The sequence below is a fragment of the Micromonospora sp. NPDC000442 genome, from assembly GCF_042898635.1.
Taxonomy (GTDB): Bacteria; Actinomycetota; Actinomycetes; order Mycobacteriales; family Micromonosporaceae; genus Micromonospora.
Genome location: NZ_JBIAYZ010000015.1, coordinates 115,422 through 131,470 on the forward strand (window position 1 = coordinate 115,422; position 16,049 = coordinate 131,470).

13 protein-coding genes are annotated in these 16,049 nt (G+C 71.0%); 4 read left to right on the forward strand and 9 right to left on the reverse strand.

The annotated features are described in order from the left end of the window. Nucleotides 1–92: 92 nt before the first annotated feature. From ACFY2A_RS22685 to ACFY2A_RS22705, 5 genes are read right to left on the reverse strand one after another with little or no spacing between them, the layout of a single operon-like run. Nucleotides 93–1,208, reverse strand: a complete 1,116-nt coding sequence (locus ACFY2A_RS22685) for a sulfotransferase family protein (protein ID WP_387174376.1) — start codon at nt 1,206–1,208, stop codon at nt 93–95. Beyond that, the gene (locus tag ACFY2A_RS22690; protein ID WP_387174378.1) at nt 1,205–2,656 is read right to left on the reverse strand and encodes a methylaspartate mutase; all 1,452 of its coding nucleotides are present in this window, start codon (nt 2,654–2,656) and stop codon (nt 1,205–1,207) included. Before ACFY2A_RS22690 ends, ACFY2A_RS22685 begins: the two co-directional genes overlap by 4 nt. After that, nucleotides 2,649–3,086, reverse strand: a complete 438-nt coding sequence (locus tag ACFY2A_RS22695) for a cobalamin-dependent protein (RefSeq protein ID WP_363922298.1) — start codon at nt 3,084–3,086, stop codon at nt 2,649–2,651. Before ACFY2A_RS22695 ends, ACFY2A_RS22690 begins: the two co-directional genes overlap by 8 nt. A 40-nt stretch (nt 3,087–3,126) precedes the next feature. Further along, entirely contained in the window at nt 3,127–4,350 is a 1,224-nt protein-coding gene (locus ACFY2A_RS22700; RefSeq protein WP_387174380.1) for a stearoyl-CoA 9-desaturase, read from the reverse strand. Nucleotides 4,351–4,384: 34 nt separating this feature from the next. After that, nucleotides 4,385–5,902 carry a pyridoxal phosphate-dependent decarboxylase family protein gene (locus tag ACFY2A_RS22705; protein WP_387174382.1) on the reverse strand — a complete coding sequence of 506 codons (1,518 nt, stop codon included), beginning with the start codon at nt 5,900–5,902 and terminating at the stop codon, nt 4,385–4,387. Nucleotides 5,903–6,155: 253 nt separating this feature from the next. On the opposite strand from ACFY2A_RS22705, the gene ACFY2A_RS22710 reads away from it, so the two are divergent. Continuing rightward, complete coding sequence (locus ACFY2A_RS22710) at nt 6,156–6,743, forward strand: putative glycolipid-binding domain-containing protein (protein WP_363922292.1); 588 nt, start codon at nt 6,156–6,158, stop codon at nt 6,741–6,743. A 57-nt stretch (nt 6,744–6,800) separates the two neighbouring features. On the opposite strand, the gene ACFY2A_RS22715 is transcribed toward ACFY2A_RS22710, so the two are convergent. Both ACFY2A_RS22715 and ACFY2A_RS22720 read right to left on the reverse strand, forming a co-directional pair. Then, on the reverse strand, nt 6,801–9,977 hold the full coding sequence (locus ACFY2A_RS22715; protein WP_387174384.1) for an amino acid adenylation domain-containing protein: 3,177 nt from the start codon (nt 9,975–9,977) through the stop codon (nt 6,801–6,803). Between the two features lie 118 nt (nt 9,978–10,095). After that, nucleotides 10,096–10,575, reverse strand: a complete 480-nt coding sequence (locus ACFY2A_RS22720) for an HPP family protein (RefSeq protein WP_363922288.1) — start codon at nt 10,573–10,575, stop codon at nt 10,096–10,098. A 467-nt stretch (nt 10,576–11,042) separates the two neighbouring features. Between ACFY2A_RS22720 and ACFY2A_RS22725 the strand changes: the two genes are divergently transcribed. From ACFY2A_RS22725 to ACFY2A_RS22735, 3 genes are all read left to right on the forward strand, one after another. Beyond that, on the forward strand, nt 11,043–11,843 hold the full coding sequence (locus ACFY2A_RS22725) for a hypothetical protein (protein ID WP_363922286.1): 801 nt from the start codon (nt 11,043–11,045) through the stop codon (nt 11,841–11,843). A 68-nt stretch (nt 11,844–11,911) separates the two neighbouring features. Continuing rightward, on the forward strand, nt 11,912–12,475 hold the full coding sequence (locus ACFY2A_RS22730) for a DUF6529 family protein (protein ID WP_281563040.1): 564 nt from the start codon (nt 11,912–11,914) through the stop codon (nt 12,473–12,475). Nucleotides 12,476–12,501: 26 nt separating this feature from the next. Further along, complete coding sequence (locus tag ACFY2A_RS22735) at nt 12,502–13,014, forward strand: Rieske (2Fe-2S) protein (protein WP_387174386.1); 513 nt, start codon at nt 12,502–12,504, stop codon at nt 13,012–13,014. A gap of 139 nt (nt 13,015–13,153) precedes the next feature. On the opposite strand, the gene ACFY2A_RS22740 is transcribed toward ACFY2A_RS22735, so the two are convergent. Further along, nucleotides 13,154–15,130, reverse strand: coding sequence for a cellulase family glycosylhydrolase (locus tag ACFY2A_RS22740; protein WP_387174388.1), 1,977 nt, complete (start codon nt 15,128–15,130; stop codon nt 13,154–13,156). A gap of 233 nt (nt 15,131–15,363) precedes the next feature. Then, nucleotides 15,364–16,047, reverse strand: coding sequence for an urea ABC transporter ATP-binding subunit UrtE (urtE, locus tag ACFY2A_RS22745; protein WP_387174390.1), 684 nt, complete (start codon nt 16,045–16,047; stop codon nt 15,364–15,366). Between the last annotated feature and the right edge of the window lie 2 nt (nt 16,048–16,049).

Here is a 16,049-nt window from a genome sequence, read left to right on the forward strand (position 1 = left end):
CGGGTTGCGCGGCGCGGGAACCTCGGCGTTCGTCGTGGTGGTCTGCACGGCATCTCTCCTTCTGCGGTCGGCAATTGCCAGGTGGGACAAGGTCACAGTCGGTAGGCGGCCCGGTAGTCGGCGAAGCGACGGCGCAGGCCGTCCGCGTCGAGCCCGTAGTCGCTCAGTCGGTACTGGTGGCGGCCCGGACCGGTACGCGCGGCAGTTTGGATCGCGGCTCGCACCGCCTGCCGGGCCGGCGGGTCGAACGGCAACCCGGCGAACGCGCAGACCCGGGCGACCGCCGCCACGGGGTCGGCGACCAGGTCCCGGTAGCGCAGGTCGAGCACCGGCAGGCCGACGAACGCCTCGGGGTCGCGCAGTCCCGGCAGGGCGGCGGCGGTGCGGTCCAACCAGAAGGCACCGATCTCGTGCGGGTCGACGTGCCGGGAGCGGGCCGCCCGCACCGTCCGGGTGAGGCTGCACACCGAGGCGACCGTGCTCACCGGATCCCGGTGCAGCCGGACGACCCGGGCCTGCGGGTAGGTGGCGGCCAGTTCCGCGGCGTGCCAAAGGTGGAACGGGCACTTGAGCACCACGTGCCGGCCTGGTGCGGTGCCGACGATCGCGGCGAGCTGTTCGCGGTGCAACGCGTACGCGGCGGTGTGGTCCTGCCGGGACAGCCAGTCGAGGTATCCGGGCACGTGGTAGCGCAGGCCGAAGATCTCGGAGTGGAAACTGTTGGCGATCAGCCGGTGGCACTCCTCGGGCTTGCGGGGATGCAGCGGATGGATCGCGGCGAAGGCCGGAGCGGCCCGGTGGTACTCCGCCACGTAGCGGGCGGCCGCGGCGACCAGTTCCTCGGTCGGCTGCGGTGCGGCCGGCGCCAGCAGCTCCCACAGTTGCGGCGCACGCACCTGCGGGTGCGCGGCGAGCAGGAGTTGGAGCAGTGTCGTCCCGGTGCGGTGCAGGCCGGTCACCACGGTCACGGTCGACGGCCGGTCCACCGGCGGCTGCTGTCGGGAGGCCAGCCGCAGCTGGGTACGCAGCGCGTGCACCAGCGAGGTCCGCGCCACCCGGGCCCCGTCCGGGGTCAGCCGCGCCTCCTCGTTGATCGCCTGCACCAGCCGGTGGAGCGCGGGCTGGAAACTCAGCGTGCCGGCCGACGCGTCGCGCTCGCCGAGCGCGGCGCGGGTCACCTCGTCCGGGTCGAGCAGGACGGTGGTCATCGGACACCTCCCGAACTCGCGGCGGCACCCGGGCCGGCGGTGGCCGGGCCGGGGCACTCGACCGTCGCGCGGTCCGCCTGGAACCGCCGCTCCGCGTGCAGGAAGAAGTTGATGTCGGAGCGGATCTCGTCGATCAGCCGGCGGCTGAGGCTGGCCCGGTCCACCCGCAGGCACTGCTCGTTGCGGCGCAGGGTGGGCCGGCTGAACGGCAGCCCGCCCGGGTTGAGGTAGCGGATGGCCCCGGTGGCGTCCCGCTTGGGGATCACCTCCGACCGGGCGTGCACGCTGGCACTGAACGGGATGTCGAGCCGTCCGTCGGCGAAGGCACCGGTGATCGCCGCCGCGAGATCCGGGGCCGCCAGCACCGGCTCGACCAGTTCGGCGACCTCGCGTTGCAGCCAGTAGGTCTCCTCCTCGACCGTCGCCTCGTCGACGCGGACGAAGTCGAGCAGGTCGGTGCAGGCCAGCGCGGCCGTGCGGATCCCGTCGACGTTGGCCTGCGCGTCGGGGATGCCACGGGCCTCCTGATTGGTCTTGTTGATCACTTTTGCGGCGCCGCCGAGGCGGGCGGTGAGCCCGCCGTACAGGATCAGCGCATCGGCGACGTCCGGGTCGGCCGGGAAGACACCCATGAACTCGTGCAGCACCGGGAAGATCTCCACCGTCTCCGGCAGGTACCGGCGGGCCAGCACCGGGATCGAGCGCAGGGCGGCGATGTCCTGGTGCACCTCGCCGCCCTGGGGGTACGCGATGGACAGGCAGCGCACGCCGGCCAGGCTCGCCGCGCGCGCCTCCAGGACGCAGACCGCCAGGCTCACCGACGGGGGCACCAGCACGGCGGTGAGGGTGCCGAACAGTTCCCGGTCGACGATCACCCCTTCCTCGGCGAGCACTCCGCAGAGCCGGTCGACCTGCGCCCACGCCGCCAGGGACCGGGTCAGCGACACGTCCTTGGAGTACGGCAGGTTGTAGTCGATGCCGCCGCCCTCGAACGAGGTGAAGCCCGACGCCAGCGAGACCGCGAACAGCTCGCGCGGGTCGGGCGAGCCGTGCCGGACCTCGATCGGGGCGTCCACCAGTTCGTTGAGTTCCCGGCCGCGCCGCCAGCCGTGGGTGACCAGCGGATAACCGTTGAGGTCCGCCGGGTCGCGTTGCAGGGTCTGTGCCGCGGTGCGGAACTGTTTGAGCCGGGTGAACGAGTCGATGGTGATGGTCAGGATGCCGGGCCGGGCGCGCCGCTCCAGAGTCGCCAGCAGGGTCCGCATCTCGTCGTGCCCGCCGACGCCGCAGCGGGGCTGCACCACCGGCCGGCCCCGCGCGGCCGCGGCGCGCAGCACCTCCACCGGTGCTCGCTTCGGCGACTTGCGGATGTACTGCATGGTCTCCGTCCAGGGCGGCAGCATGGCCGCGACTCGTGGCTCGACGTCGAGCTCGGGCAGGTCAGACACCGGTAAGCGGGGTGGCCCGGGCGGCGTGCAGCAGGTCCAGCAGCAGCGGGATCTGGTCGGCCTCGTCGAGGATGTGGTCGACGCCGAGGCTCAGCAGCCGCTCCCGCTCGTCGCCGTCCTTGTGACTGCCCACCGAGAGGTTCCCGCCGACGATCAGTGGGCAGTGCAGGCGTCCGGCGGCCCGCAACGCCGGCAGGTCCCGCAGGTCCTCGTACGCGTGGCCGTTGAGGCTGCCGATCAGGACCGCCTCGGCGTCCGGGTGGGCGACCAGCGCTTCGGCGAAGTCCTCCAGCGGCGTGCAGACGCCGAGATTGACGACGCAGAAGCCCGCCTCTCGCAGCCGCATCGCGATGAGATGGTTGGCCACCGCGTGGGCGTCGCTGCGGGCCACCCCGATGATGACGGTTCGTTGGGTCTTGCGACTGGACATGTGGTCGTACCTCCCGATGTGCGCAGTGCGGTGCCGGCCGTCAGTCGTCGAATGCGGAGAAGACGCTGCGCCCACTGACCTGAGCGATCCGGGCCCGGTCGTACTCCTGTGGATCGGCCCGGCCCAGTGAGTCGAAGACCAGGTTGATCGCCGGGACCAGGCCCCACACCTCGCGATACGGTGGCCAGCCACGATGACCCGCCTCGATGTCCGCGTGCCGGGCGAAGATGTAGTTGGCCCAGTCGCGGCTCATCGGGTGCCGGTGGTGGAAGTCGTGCACCACCGTGTCGCCGGTGAGCACCAGGTACCGCGCCGGCAGGTGCACCGTGAGCATCCGCAGCGACCAGCGGAACCACCGGGCCGCGCGGCGTAGCGGCCCACCCGAACGGTCGACCGGCGTCCGCTCCCCGATCAGGATGGCGTTGGTGAGACTGGCGAAGTACTCCCGACCGCGTCGCTCGGTGACCTCCGGCCCGGGAAAGGTGTGCTTGACGCACAGCCGCAGGGTGTTGCTGATCTGGTAAAAGAAGGTCATCGGCAGGACCCAGGCCACCAGCAGGAAGACCCACTGGTCGAAGTTGACGGCCAACGCGACCACCGCGGCGTAACCCGCCACCGTCGCCACCCGCAGCGACCGGCTGGCCGGGGCGAAGTACGACTGGATCCGGCCCAGCAGGAAGTTCAGGTGGAACACCGGGGAGAGCAGCTTGTGCCGGACGAGGTGCCGCCACATCTGCCGGCGGGTCATCCCGGGCCGCAGCTCCAGACCGATCAGGAACGCCTGGACCGTGGGATCGCGGACGGTCATGTGATGCACCGCGTGGTGGTCGATGACGTGCTCGGTGCTGTAGCGGTCGAAGTCCTGCACCATGAGCGCGGCGGCGACCAGCCGCCCGACCACCCGGTCCCGGCGCGGCCGGGCCCACATGTTCCGGTGCGCCGCCTGGTGGTACATCATCATCCGCAGGTTGCGTGCCCCGTGCAGGGTCATCGACCAGCCCAGCAGCAGGAGCAGCAGCCACCACCCGCCGTTGGCCAACGCGGCCCAGCTGACGACCAGTCCACCGACCATCGAGGCCGTCGCCGCCCACAGGTGGAATCCGGGCGTGAGCCGTAACGGCCGCTGACCGGTGTGCGGCTTGCCGGTGAGGAACGTCAGCGGCATCGCCAGTACCCGGGGCAGGGCGTTCATCGAGTCACGGATCGACACCGACTCGTCCGTCGGCGTGTAGGCGAGGGTCGTACCCTGTTGCTGCGTCACCATCGTTGCGCTCCCTGACGATTTCTCCGGAGGGGCGTCAGGACCGGCCCGCCGCCTCCAGTGCCGCGCCCGCGGCCAGCACGTCGTCGATAACCTGGTCGAGCTGCTCACCGCTGGTGCTGGGGTTGAGCAGCATGAGCTTGAGCCACACGTCCTTGCCGCCACCGGAACGCGGCAGGAAGACCCGGGCGAGCATGGCGTGCCCGTCACGCATCAGCTGCCGCCGCAGGGTGCTGTTGAACGCGTCGAGATCGCTGCCGTCGCCGGGCAGGTAGCGGAACAGCACGGTGCTGAGCACCGGCTCCGCGGCCAGTTCGAGCTTCGCCTCCCGGGTCACCCGCGCCGCGCCGTACAAGGCCAGCTCGTGGCAGGCGTCCACCATGGCCCCGATGCCGTCCCGGCCGTACGCGCGCAGCGTGGCGGCGATCTTCAACGCGTCGCAGCGGCGGGTGGCCTGGATGGAGTGTCCGTACCGGCCGACGAAGCCCTCGGCCACGTCGTCGGGCGAGTTGAGGCTGGTCTGCTGGACGGCGAGGTGATCCAACGTGGCCGCGTCCCGGGTCAGGAACACCCCGGCCGACGCCGGTACCCAGCCGAACTTGTGCAGGTCGAGGGTGACCGAGTCGGCCTCGGCGAGCCCGTCGAACAGCGGCCGCAGCCGCTCGGAGAAGAGCGCCCCACCGCCGTACGCGGCGTCGGCGTGCAGCCACACGCCGTGCTCGCGGGCCACCTGCGCCAGTTCGGGCAGCGGATCCACCCAGCCGAAGTCGGTGGAGCCGGCGCAGACGAACAGCATCACCGGCAGGCAGTCCGGCGGAAGCTCGCGCAGCAGCCGGTCGGCCTCACCGGGAATCATCCGGCCCAGTTCGTCGGCCGGTACCCGGATGATGCCGTCGGCACCGATACCGGCGATGCTCGCTCCCCGGTCGACGGAGAAGTGCACCGTCTCGGTGCACAGCACCACCGGGCGGAGCCCGCCGACGGCCACCCCGCTGTCGAAGGTGGAGCGGCCGAGGCGACGCCGGTACGCCTCGTCCCGGGCGACCAGCATGGCCATGACGTTGGAGATGCTCCCGCCGGCGGTGAGCGTGCCGCCCGCGTCGGCACCGTAGCCGACCAGGGCGGCCAGGTCCTCGATCAGCCGACGCTCCAGCTCCAGCGCGAACGGACCCGCCTCCCAGGCGTGCATCGACTGGTTCAGCGCGCTGGCCACCAGGTCGGCGGCGACGGCCACCGCGGCGGGCGGGCACTGCATCCGCGCCACCGTCGCCGGATGACTCACGTCCACCGACCAGTTGGCGTACGCCTCGACGAGCTTGCGCAGCACCTCGGCGGGCCGGCTGCCGGTGGCCGGCAGCAGCGACTCGGCGAGCACGTCGTCCGCGTACGCCCGGACGGCCGTCGGGCCGCCCGGCGCCACCGGGGTGGCCCGTCCCTTGCCCACGTCCTCAAGGACGCCCAACACGTCGTCGAGCAACGCCCGGAGCTGTCGCATGCTGTCGTGGTCGGCGGTCGCCACGAACGTGGGTGCGTCGCCGATCCTCGGCACTGACACGGCTTTCCCCTTTCTGGTCAGGAGCGGAAAAGGGCATTCGGGTACGGCCCTCCACCGGACCGAATCCACGTTCGTGGACCGGCCCGGAACCGCCGTCAATTGTGTAACCGAAAGTAGTCGCCGAACTGGACTGTTGACCCGTGGGCGTGCCAGGAAGCGAATGTCTCATCGCTGCTCATCGCGCTCCGACAACGACGTTACAACCGACCGCGCCCTTGCGCCAGTGGAGAATCGAGGAACTAGAATCTCCGGCATGTCCGATTTGGAGAGACTAAGTACGACCAGTTGGGAACGGTCCGACCGACTGTTCCTGGAAATGGGCAAACTCGACCGGACGAAGGACGGCTTCCGACTGTCGGGCACCGCCCTGTACCGGGGCAGGAGCGGCCCGACCAGTGCCACCTACCTCGTCGAAACGGACGCCGCGCGGCGATCCAGGTCCGTGCGGATCGAGGTGGACGAGCCGAACGGGCTACGGACGTTGGCGCTGCGGGCCGATGACGAGGGACGCTGGCACTCCGCCGACGGCCCACTCGACCTGCCGTTTCCCTGCGACGACGTGGATCTGGCGTGCACCGCGGCCACGAACGGTCTGACCATCCGACGGCTCAATCTCGCCGTCGGTGCCGAGGCCACCGCCCGGGTGCTGTGGATCCAGGTGCCCTCGTTCGGCCTGCGCGCCGTCGAACAGGGATACCAGCGGATCGACCGCGACACCTACCGCTACAAGGGCCGATACGGCAGCTACAAATTGACGGTCGACGCCAATGGAATGGTGCTCGACTACCCCGGCGGCGGGTGGCGTTCAGTGGCCCACAAGGTTAGCCGTCGGGTGCCGTGACAGTTATGCGGTCGGGGGTGGGTGCGCGACACCCAACCCCGGCCCGCAATTGCGGCTTCAGCCGCCGATATCTGCGAACATACGCTCCAACTCCTCGGCGGGAATGGCCTCCAGCATCCGCTCCTCGATACGCGTCGCGAGCGCCTCCAGAACGGGCGCCTCAAAGATGTCCTGAACGGCCAGGTCGACCCCGAACCGCATGCTGACCGCCGCGATCATCGGCACGGCCCGCAGCGAGTGGCCCCCCAGCTCGAAGAAGTTGTCGTCGAGACCGACCGAGGGCACACCGAGGATCTCCTGCCAGATCTCGGCGACCGTCTGCTGGGTGCCGGTCTCCGGCGGCCGGTGCGCGCCACCGGCCCCCAGCTCCGGTGCGGGCAACGCCCGGAAGTCGACCTTGTTGTTCGGAGTGAGCGGGATGGTGGGAATCGTGACGTAGTGGGCCGGCACCATGACGCTTGGCAGCGCGGCGGCCACCCGGGCGCGCACCGCGGCGGGGTCGAAGGTGTGCCCGTCGGCCGGCACGACGTACGCGACAAGCGTGCGCCGCGTGCCGATCACCGGTGCGGTCACCACGGCGGCGGCGACCGACTCGTCGTCGGCCACGGCACTCTGGATCTCACCGAGCTCGACGCGCAGCCCGTCGATCTTCACCTGGGTGTCCAGCCGCCCGTGGAACTGGACAGTGCCGTCGGGCAGCCAGCGGCACCGGTCGCCGGTGCGGTAGAGCCGGTGACCGTCGCCCGGGCGGAAGGTGTCCGGCAGGAACCGCTCGGCGTTGAGGTCGGGACGGTTGTGGTAGCCGAGCGCCACCCCGGGCCCCCCGAGGTACAGCTCTCCCCACACGCCGATGGGTACCGGTTGGCCGAGCGGGTCGAGGATGTAGGCGGTGGTGTTGTGCATCGGCCGTCCGATCGGGATCGACGGCCAGTCCGGGTCCACGTAGGTGATCCGGTGGCTGACGCTGAAGGCGGTTACCTCGGTCGGCCCGTAGCCGTTGACCATCGACACGTGCGGCAGTCGCTCCAGCACCTGACGGATGTGCGGCAGCGACAGGACGTCTCCGCCGGCCATGAACTGGCGCAGGTCGCGCAGATCCTCCAGATGGGTGTCGATGGTGAGGTTCGCCAGCGGCGCTACCAGCCAGAGCGTGTCCACCCCCTGCTCCCGGACGGTACGCGCGACCCGGGCCGGAGTCGGCACCCCGGGCGGCAGCAGGACCACCCGCCCACCGTTGAGCAGCGGCCCGAAGATCTCCAGCGTGCAGGCGTCGAAGGAGAGCGGGGAGATCTGAAGGTAGCTGGTCCGCTCGTCGAGTTGGAGAATGTCCGTGTTGATCACCAGACGGACGACCCCGCGGTGGATCGTCTCGACTCCCTTCGGCCGGCCGGTCGAGCCCGAGGTGTAGACGATGTAGGTCAGGTCGTCGGCGGTGTTCACGTTTACCGGGTTCTCCGCCGGTTGCGCGGCCAACGACGCGGCGTCCGCGGGTTCGTCGAGCACCAGCACCGCGACCTCCTCGCCGACCGGTGCCAGCTCACGCAGTCGCTGCTGGGTGACCAGGAAGCGGGCCTGCGTGTCGGCCAGCATGAAGGCCAGCCGGTCCGTCGGGTACGCCGGGTCGAGCGGCACGTACGCGCCGCCGGACTTCAGCACCGCCACGACGGCGACCATGAGTTCGAGCGACCGCTCCAGGCAGAGGGCGACCAGGGTGCCCCGCCCCACGCCACCCGCCCGCAGCCGGTGGGCGAGCCGGTTGGCCTGCTCGTTCAGCTCGCGGTAGGTCAGGTGTCGCCCCTCGATGGTGACCGCCCGGGCGTCCGGCGTACGCAGCACCTGTTCCTCGAAGAGTTCGTGCACGGTGACGTCCTGCGGGAACGGTGCGTCGGTGCGGTTGAACTCGTCCAGCAGCCGGGTCCGCTCGGCATCGTCGAGGATGGCCAGTCGGTCCACCGCGGTGTCCGGGTCGGCGACCGCGGCCCGCAGCAGGTTCACGTAGTGGCCGAGCATCCGCTCGGTGGTCGTCGGGTCGAACAGGTCCGTCCGCCAGGTCAGGGTGAGCCGGGTGCCACTCGGGTCGGGCTGGGTCAGCAACGCCAGGTCGGGCAGGGTGGCCGCGGCCGGCACGAGGGTCTGCGCCCGCACCGTGACCTCGCCGAAGCAGTCGGCCGCGGCGGCGGCCTGGCGCGCCGTGAACGCGGCCTGGAACACCGGACTGCGGGCCGGATCGCGAGGCGGGCGTACCTCCTCGACGAGGGTTTCGAACGGCAGTGGCTCGGGGGTGTCGGGGCGGGCGCACAGCGCGGCGAACGGGGTGCGGTCGTCGATCTCGCAGCGCAGCACCCGCCAGGTCGCGACCGGTCCCACCAGGTCGGCGGTCTCCGGTGCCCGCCGCTCGTCGCTGACTCCGAGGGCCAGCACCGGTTGGCCGGACCAGCGGTGCAGCAGGGCCTGGAAGCCCGCCCGCAACACGTCGGAAGGTCGTACGCGGAGCCGGGCGGCCAGGCCGTCCACCTGCTCGTGCAGGGTCGGCGGCAGCCGCAGGTCGGCGGTGCCCGCCGCGTAGTGGGGTTGTACCGGGCGGATCCGGTCGGTGGGCAGTTCCAGCGGGGCGACGTCGGCGAGGTACTCCCGCCAGGCGGCGCCGGCGACCACCCGGGCCGCCTCGGCCGCGGCGCGTTCCTGCTGCGCGAACGCGGCGAACCCGTCCCGGACGCCGGGATCGGCCGGCCCCGACGGGTCGGCGAGCCGAGCCTGGTAGGCCGCACCGAGGCGGGCGACGAGCAGCGAGAGGGACGCCGGGTCCACCACCGCACGGTGCGCGATCAGCAGGAGCAGGTGTTCGTCGGCCGTCAGGCGCAGCAGTTCGGCCCGGATCAGCGGGCCCCGGCCCAGGTCGAACCGGGTCTCGGCGGCCCGCCCGACGGCTCGCCGGATCGCCTCCTCGCGTTCGCTGACTGGCAGCGGGGACAGGTCCGCGCCCGCCAGCGCCGCCGGCATCGGTGCCGCCGGCCGCCGGTCGGCCCGGCCCTGTTCGGTGCCGATCGCCAGGCCGAGTACGGCCTCGGCGGCGACCACGTCACCGAGCGCGGCGGCGAGCGTGGCCGCCCGCAGCGGTCCACCCAGCCTCACCTGCTCGACCAGCACCTCGACGGGGGCCTCCACGTACTGATCGATGAACCAGGACCTTTCCTGCCCGAGCGACAGGCTCGGTCCGGTCTCACCCTGCTGCATCTGCTCGTCACTCCCGTCTCGACGTGATCTGGTCATACGGAACGGAGTTGAAGGTCGACGTGGACACGGCGGTGCGGCCTGTCCCTGCCGGCCGGGCGCCACCCGCCGGCCGGTCTGCTCATTCCTCGGCGGAGATCACCACCCGTCCCGGCGGGGTCGGTACCGAGGACACCGGATAGGACCCGGCGGAGTGCGTGTTGTGGAAGGCCATCGCGATGCCGAGCAGGATCACGCAGCCGAGCAGTACCGGTACGAAGAGGAACAGCCAGCCGGGTTGCGCCAGCATCACCAGCACGGTGTCGCCGCCGGCCGGTGGGTGGAACGACCGGGTCAGTCCCATCAGGGCCATGGCCAGGCCGACCGCGGCGGCGATCAGCCACGGGGCGTTTCCCAGCACGCGTACCCCGAGCAGGCCGACGAGGGTGCAGATCGTGTGTCCGCCGAGGACGTTTCGCGGTTGGGCGAACGGCGCCTGGGGTGCGCCGAAAATCATCATGCAGGTGGAGCCGAGTGGGGCGATCAGCAGGGGCGTGCCGGCCAGCAGTGCGACGGAGCCCACCGCACCGATGCCCAGGGTGCCGCCCACCGCAGCGGTCACCGCTGTCCGAAGTGGCCAAGGGTGTCCGACGCCACGCACCAACGCCCGTACGACAAGCACGTGATTCCCCCAGTCATGCCTTGATGTTGCCGTCGCGTGAACGAAGCAGCGCCCAAAACGGGCTTTCCGTGGCACGAATCCCGACCCACGGCGCGGGCGCCGGTCCGCCCTCCAACCTTCGGATGGCGTGCCGGACAGCTCGACTACCAGGCAAGACATTGGCTCCGCAGTCCCCGCGCCAGCGGCTCCAACGACCGGAAGCCTATCGCTTTAGATGCATCCTGTCACTGGATGGCATGTGACATGCAAGTGACATTCGACGATGTTGCTAATTGCGGTTTTCCCACGCGAGGGCCGAGAAAACGCCGCCTAACCGGGCACCCGCGACATCCCGCAAGAGGTTTCCTGGCGCCCGGTTGAACCCATCCACCACCTCCGCCCGTACCTCAGTACGAAGGGAGTGGCCCATGAAGCGCCTGACCCCGTTGCTCACCCTCCTGTCGGGGGCGGTGACGGCTGCCGTGCTGTTCACAATGAGTGCACAGGCATCCCCGCCGGGCACCCAACCCGCCGCCGGAGGAGGTGCACCGGCCGCCGCGCCGGCCCCACCCGCCGACGTGGAGGCGGACGCCGACGCCGAGGTGGACCCCGACGCGGCTACGCCCGGGGAGGAACCGAGCGACACCGACGTCGACGCCCGGCGACCGGCCGGCACGTCGCCGCCGACCGACCCCGACGCCTCGTCGGCCGGCACCGAGGTGACATCGGTCGAACAGAACTGGATCGGTGAACTCGAGAACGGGGCCACCATCGCCATCACCGTCAAGGACGGCAAGGCCGAGGCGTACGTCTGCGACGGCCGGAGCATGGAGCTGTGGCTGTCCGGCACGGTGCGCGACGGCAAGATCGAGCTGACCGGCAAGGACGCGAAGCTGACCGGTGTCATCCGGGGCGACCGCGCCAGCGGTGAGATGATCGTCGGCGTACGGCGCTGGAAGTTCACCGCCCGACCCGACGACACGTCGGCCGACGAGGCGGTGGTGAAGTCAGGCTCGGGGACCGCTCCGGCGATCTACCGGGTGACCGACGAGACCCGCAAGGCCGGCTACGACGGCGGCTGGATCATGCTGCCCGACGGCACCCAGATCGGCATCGTCACCTGGAACGGCCAGCCCATTCCGGCACCGCCGCTGGACCCCGCCTTCAACAGCACCGTGGTCAACGGAGTGACCCTCGTCGCCGAGCCGGTCGTCCCCGGGGCGCGGTGATGTCCCAGCACCGACAGGGCGGGGCACGCACCGTGCCCCGCCGGGCGCCGGAGCCCATGGTCGAGGTGATGCGGGACTTCGGTGCCCCGCCGCCGAGCGCACCGCGACGGCGGCCCTCGCTGCTGGTGCCGCTGGTCGTCGGGGCCGGGGTGGCGGTGGCGCTCGGTGTCTACGGACGCACCCACACCCCCACCGGCATCGCGGTAAACGTGGCCGGCTTCTCCTCGCCGCTGACGGTGAAGGTGTGGCTCGGCACCGGGGCGGCGTTCTTCGCCGTCATCCAGCTGCTGTCCGCGCTGGCGATGTGGGGTCGGCTCGGCGGCTTCTCCCCGTCCTGGGCCGGCTCGGCGCACCGCTGGTCGGGTCGGATCGCGTTCCTGCTCACCGTGCCGGTCGCGGTGCACTGCCTCTACGCGCTCGGCTTCGCCGACTACGACACCCGTACGCTGCTGCACTCCCTGCTGGGCTGCTTCTTCTTCGGGGCCTTCGCCACCAAGATGCTGACCCTGCCCAAGCGGGGCCTCGCCGGTTGGGTGCTCCCCACGGTCGGCGGGGTCGTTTTCGTCGCCCTGATCGGTGTCTTCCTGACCTCGTCGGTCTGGTACTTCACCACGTTCGGCATCCAGTTCTGATCCCCCGGAAAGGCAAGGCACCTCAGATGAACCACGAGCAGGCTGGCTGCTGCCGGTCGCGACGAGCCCTGCTGGCCGGTACCGGCGCGGTGGGCGTGGCCGCGCTTACCGGTTGTGCGACGTACGGTCAGCCGACGGCGGCACCGCCGGCCGCACCACCCGCCGGCGCCGCCAGCGGTGATCCGTCCGGCTCGTCCGGGGCGGACCCGTCCGGCACCGCCACTCCGGGCGACGACGCCGCCGACCCCGGCCCGCCGGCACTGGCCACACTGGCCGACATCCCGGTCGGTGGCGGCGCGATCTTCGCCGATGCCGGCGTGGTGGTGACCCAGCCGACCGAGGGGACCATCAAGGCGTACTCGGCGACCTGCACCCACCAGGGCTGCACGGTCACCTCGGTCTCCGACGGCACCATCGTCTGTGCCTGCCACAACAGTGTGTTCGACATCGCCGACGGCTCGGTACGCAGCGGCCCGGCCGGGGCTCCGCTGCCCGCGGCGAACGTGACCGTCGACGGGGACGCCATCCGGTTGGTCTGACCCGACGCTCGGCGATGCGAACGCGGTGACGCGGCCCACCCAGGCCCGGGCCGCGCGGGGCCGTCCGAGGTGGCGTCGTGCCCCCGGACGGCCCCTGCCCCACCCGATGGATCGTGGGTGGGGCAGGAGCGCCGCAGCGTCAGGACGCGGCGCAGGTCAGCCCGGACGGCGTACCCGATCCGCTGCCGGTCAGCCCGAAGGTGGTGCTGGTGCCGGCGGCGAGCTGCCCGTTGTACGGCTCGTTGCGCACCGTCACCGTGGTTCCGGAGGTGGTGAGCCGGCCGTTCCACAGTGACGCGATCGTGGTGCCGGCGGGGGCGGTCCAGCTGACCGTCCAGCCGGTGATGGCCGCCGTGCCGGTGTTGCGGACGGTCACCTCCGCCTGGTAGCCACCCTGCCAGGAACTCGTTACCCGGTACGTCGCGGCGCAGCCGGCGTCGCCGTTGCCGTTGTCGGCCGGGGTGGTGACGGTCAACGACGGCGACGCCGCCGAGACGTTGCCGGCCGCGTCGCGGGCCCGCACGGTGAAGGTGTAGCTGGTCGAGGCGCTCAGACCGGTCGCCCGGTAGGTGGTCCCGGAGACCGTGCCGACCACAGTGGCCGCTGCGGAACCGGTGGCTCGCAGCACCTCGTACGAGGTGACGCCCACGTCGTCCGTGGCGGCTGACCAGCTCAGCGTGGCGGCGGTGGCGGTCACGTCGGTGGCGGTCGGCCGCCCGGGCGCGGTCGGCGCGGTGGTGTCACCGGGGCCGGGCCCGCCGGCGTAACGCTCGGCGAGGCTCATGCCGGTGGTGGAGTCGGTGCCGCCGAGGCGGACCTGGTGGTCGAGGCCGACGAACTTGCCGTTGTGCTGCCACAGCGCAGGCTTGAGCATCTGGTTGTACTTCGTCTCGTCCCAGCTCGCCCAGTCGTCCAGCAGCAGGCCCCCGGTGTCACCGGAGTTGGGGTTGAGACACCAGAACGTGTGGTGAATGCCGTTCTCGATCATCAGATCGCGCAGCGCGGCCATCCAGCGGTCCTGCCGGGCGTCCTGACCCAGCCGGCCGCCCCACTCCCCGATCAGCAGCGGCGCGATGTTCTGCTCGTGAATGTAGAACCAGTTCGGCCGCCACACGTCGTTGGTAAGCGAGTCCTTGTCGAAGTCACCCTCGAACCACGGCTGCTCGTACACCAGCGGTCCGTAGTCGTGCGGAGAGTAGACGAGCTGGTCCTGCTGGGCACCGAGGTTGACCGGATGCTCAGCGACGCCGCGCAGGTTGCCGCCCCACCAGTTGTAGTGGTAGTTGGGGCTGCGGTCCGGGTTGGTGTTGGGCGAGTCCCAGGTGGCACCGGCCCGCGGATAGATCTCGATGCCCTCACAGAGGATCAGCAGGTTCGGGTTGATCGCCAGGATCCGCCGGCCCGCCGTCTCACACGCGTACTTGAAGTTGTCCTGGTCGGTGCTGGAGTCCCACTTGGCCCGCTCGGGATCGTTCGGGGTCCCGTGCGGCTCGTTCTTGACGTCCATCGCGACGATGGTGTCGTTCGTCCGGTAGCGGGTGGTGATCCACTCCCAGCCCTGGAAGAACAGCTCCGGGGTGATGCTGCCCTTCCACCACACCGGATAGACGTGGCCGGAGTTGTCCGCCTCGGCGCTGTGCACGTCGAGCATGACCTTCAGGCCGTACTTCTCGCACAGCGCGAGCCAGTGGTCGAAGACCTGGAGGTTGTTCAGGCCCTCCAGCTCCGGGTTGACGTACGTGTTGACGTTGGGCCGGATCGTCTGCCCGGCCTTCCACTCCAGCAGCAGTTGCGTGGAGATGGGTACCCGGACGATGTTGATGCCGCGCTGGGCCATCTGGCGGGTGATCGATTCGAGGTTGCCCGACCACAGGCCGTGGAAGACCCGCTCGCTGGCGTTGAAGCCGAACCAGTTGGCCCCGGTGAGCCAGACCTCGTTGCCGGCCTCGTCGACGATCCGGTTCCCGTCGGTGTGCAGCCAGTCGGCGATGGGTGCGGCGGCCGTGACGACCTCGGTGGCTGGTGCGGCGGCGCTGGCGGCCGGCGCGGCGGCGGTCAGGCCGAGCAGAGCCACGGCCGCCGTCGCGACGGCCTGGAGTTTTCTACGTGCAGACATGCGACTTCCTCTGGTGGTGGGTGAGGGAGCGAGCACGTCGAGAACGGTCCTGCCCAGGGACCGTGGGAGCGCTTCCACGCCCACCCTAGGCGGTCAACCCCCACAACGGAAGACCCACCCCGCAACCTCCGCGATCTTGCACTTTCCGTCGCCGCAAAGGCGGTCAGGATGCGCATATCGACGACCGAAAGTGCAAGATCGACGAGGTAGGGGTGGGTGTGGTGGGGTGGTGGTCAGACCGCGAGGGCTTCGCGGACCGTGTGTTCGGCGGTGGCGCCGCCGTTGCCGGCGGAGGTGACGCGGCCGGACTCCAGGACGTGGTAGCGGTCGGCCACCCGCAGCGCGAAGCCGAGGTGCTGCTCGACCAGGAGCACGCTGAACCCGGTCTGCGCGATCAGTGCCACGATCCGGTCCTGGATCTCGGTCACCACCGACGGCTGGATGCCCTCGGTGGGTTCGTCGAGCATCAGCAGCCGGGGCCGGGTGATCAGTGCCCGGGCGATGGCCAGCTGTTGCCGCTGACCGCCGGAGAGCAGCCCGGCCCGTCGACGCAGCAGCGGGCGCAGCGCCGGGAACAGGTCCAGCACCTCCGAGGTGGCGGCTGCTCCGTCCCGCCGGCCGTCGGCGACCAGGCGCAGGTTCTCCGCCGCGGTCAGGTGCGGGAAGCACTGCTGCCCCTGCGGCACGTACGCGATGCCCCGGGCGACCCGCTCGTGCGGGGCCAGCCGGGTGATGTCCTCGCCGTCCAGTTCGACCCGTCCGGCGGTGGGTCGGAGCAGGCCGGCGGCCACCCGCAGCAGGGTGGACTTGCCGGCGCCGTTGTGGCCCAGCACCGTGGCGACCCCGTCGGCGGGCACCGCCACGTCGACACCGTGCAGCACCCGGCTGCGCCCGTAACCGGCGTGCACACCGCGCATCG

What these genes read in the sequence shown, in the direction of transcription:
- ACFY2A_RS22685 (WP_387174376.1), bottom strand. Translation starts at nt 1,208, where the DNA reads ATGACCACCGTCCTGCTCGACCCGGACGAGGTGACCCGCGCCGCGCTC.
- ACFY2A_RS22695 (WP_363922298.1), bottom strand. Translation starts at nt 3,086, where the DNA reads ATGTCCAGTCGCAAGACCCAACGAACCGTCATCATCGGGGTGGCCCGC.
- ACFY2A_RS22700 (WP_387174380.1), bottom strand. Translation starts at nt 4,350, where the DNA reads ATGGTGACGCAGCAACAGGGTACGACCCTCGCCTACACGCCGACGGAC.
- ACFY2A_RS22710 (WP_363922292.1), top strand. Translation starts at nt 6,156, where the DNA reads ATGTCCGATTTGGAGAGACTAAGTACGACCAGTTGGGAACGGTCCGAC.
- ACFY2A_RS22715 (WP_387174384.1), bottom strand. Translation starts at nt 9,977, where the DNA reads ATGCAGCAGGGTGAGACCGGACCGAGCCTGTCGCTCGGGCAGGAAAGG.
- ACFY2A_RS22725 (WP_363922286.1), top strand. Translation starts at nt 11,043, where the DNA reads ATGAAGCGCCTGACCCCGTTGCTCACCCTCCTGTCGGGGGCGGTGACG.
- ACFY2A_RS22730 (WP_281563040.1), top strand. Translation starts at nt 11,912, where the DNA reads ATGCGGGACTTCGGTGCCCCGCCGCCGAGCGCACCGCGACGGCGGCCC.
- ACFY2A_RS22735 (WP_387174386.1), top strand. Translation starts at nt 12,502, where the DNA reads ATGAACCACGAGCAGGCTGGCTGCTGCCGGTCGCGACGAGCCCTGCTG.
- ACFY2A_RS22740 (WP_387174388.1), bottom strand. Translation starts at nt 15,130, where the DNA reads ATGTCTGCACGTAGAAAACTCCAGGCCGTCGCGACGGCGGCCGTGGCT.
- urtE (WP_387174390.1), bottom strand. Translation starts at nt 16,047, where the DNA reads ATGCGCGGTGTGCACGCCGGTTACGGGCGCAGCCGGGTGCTGCACGGT.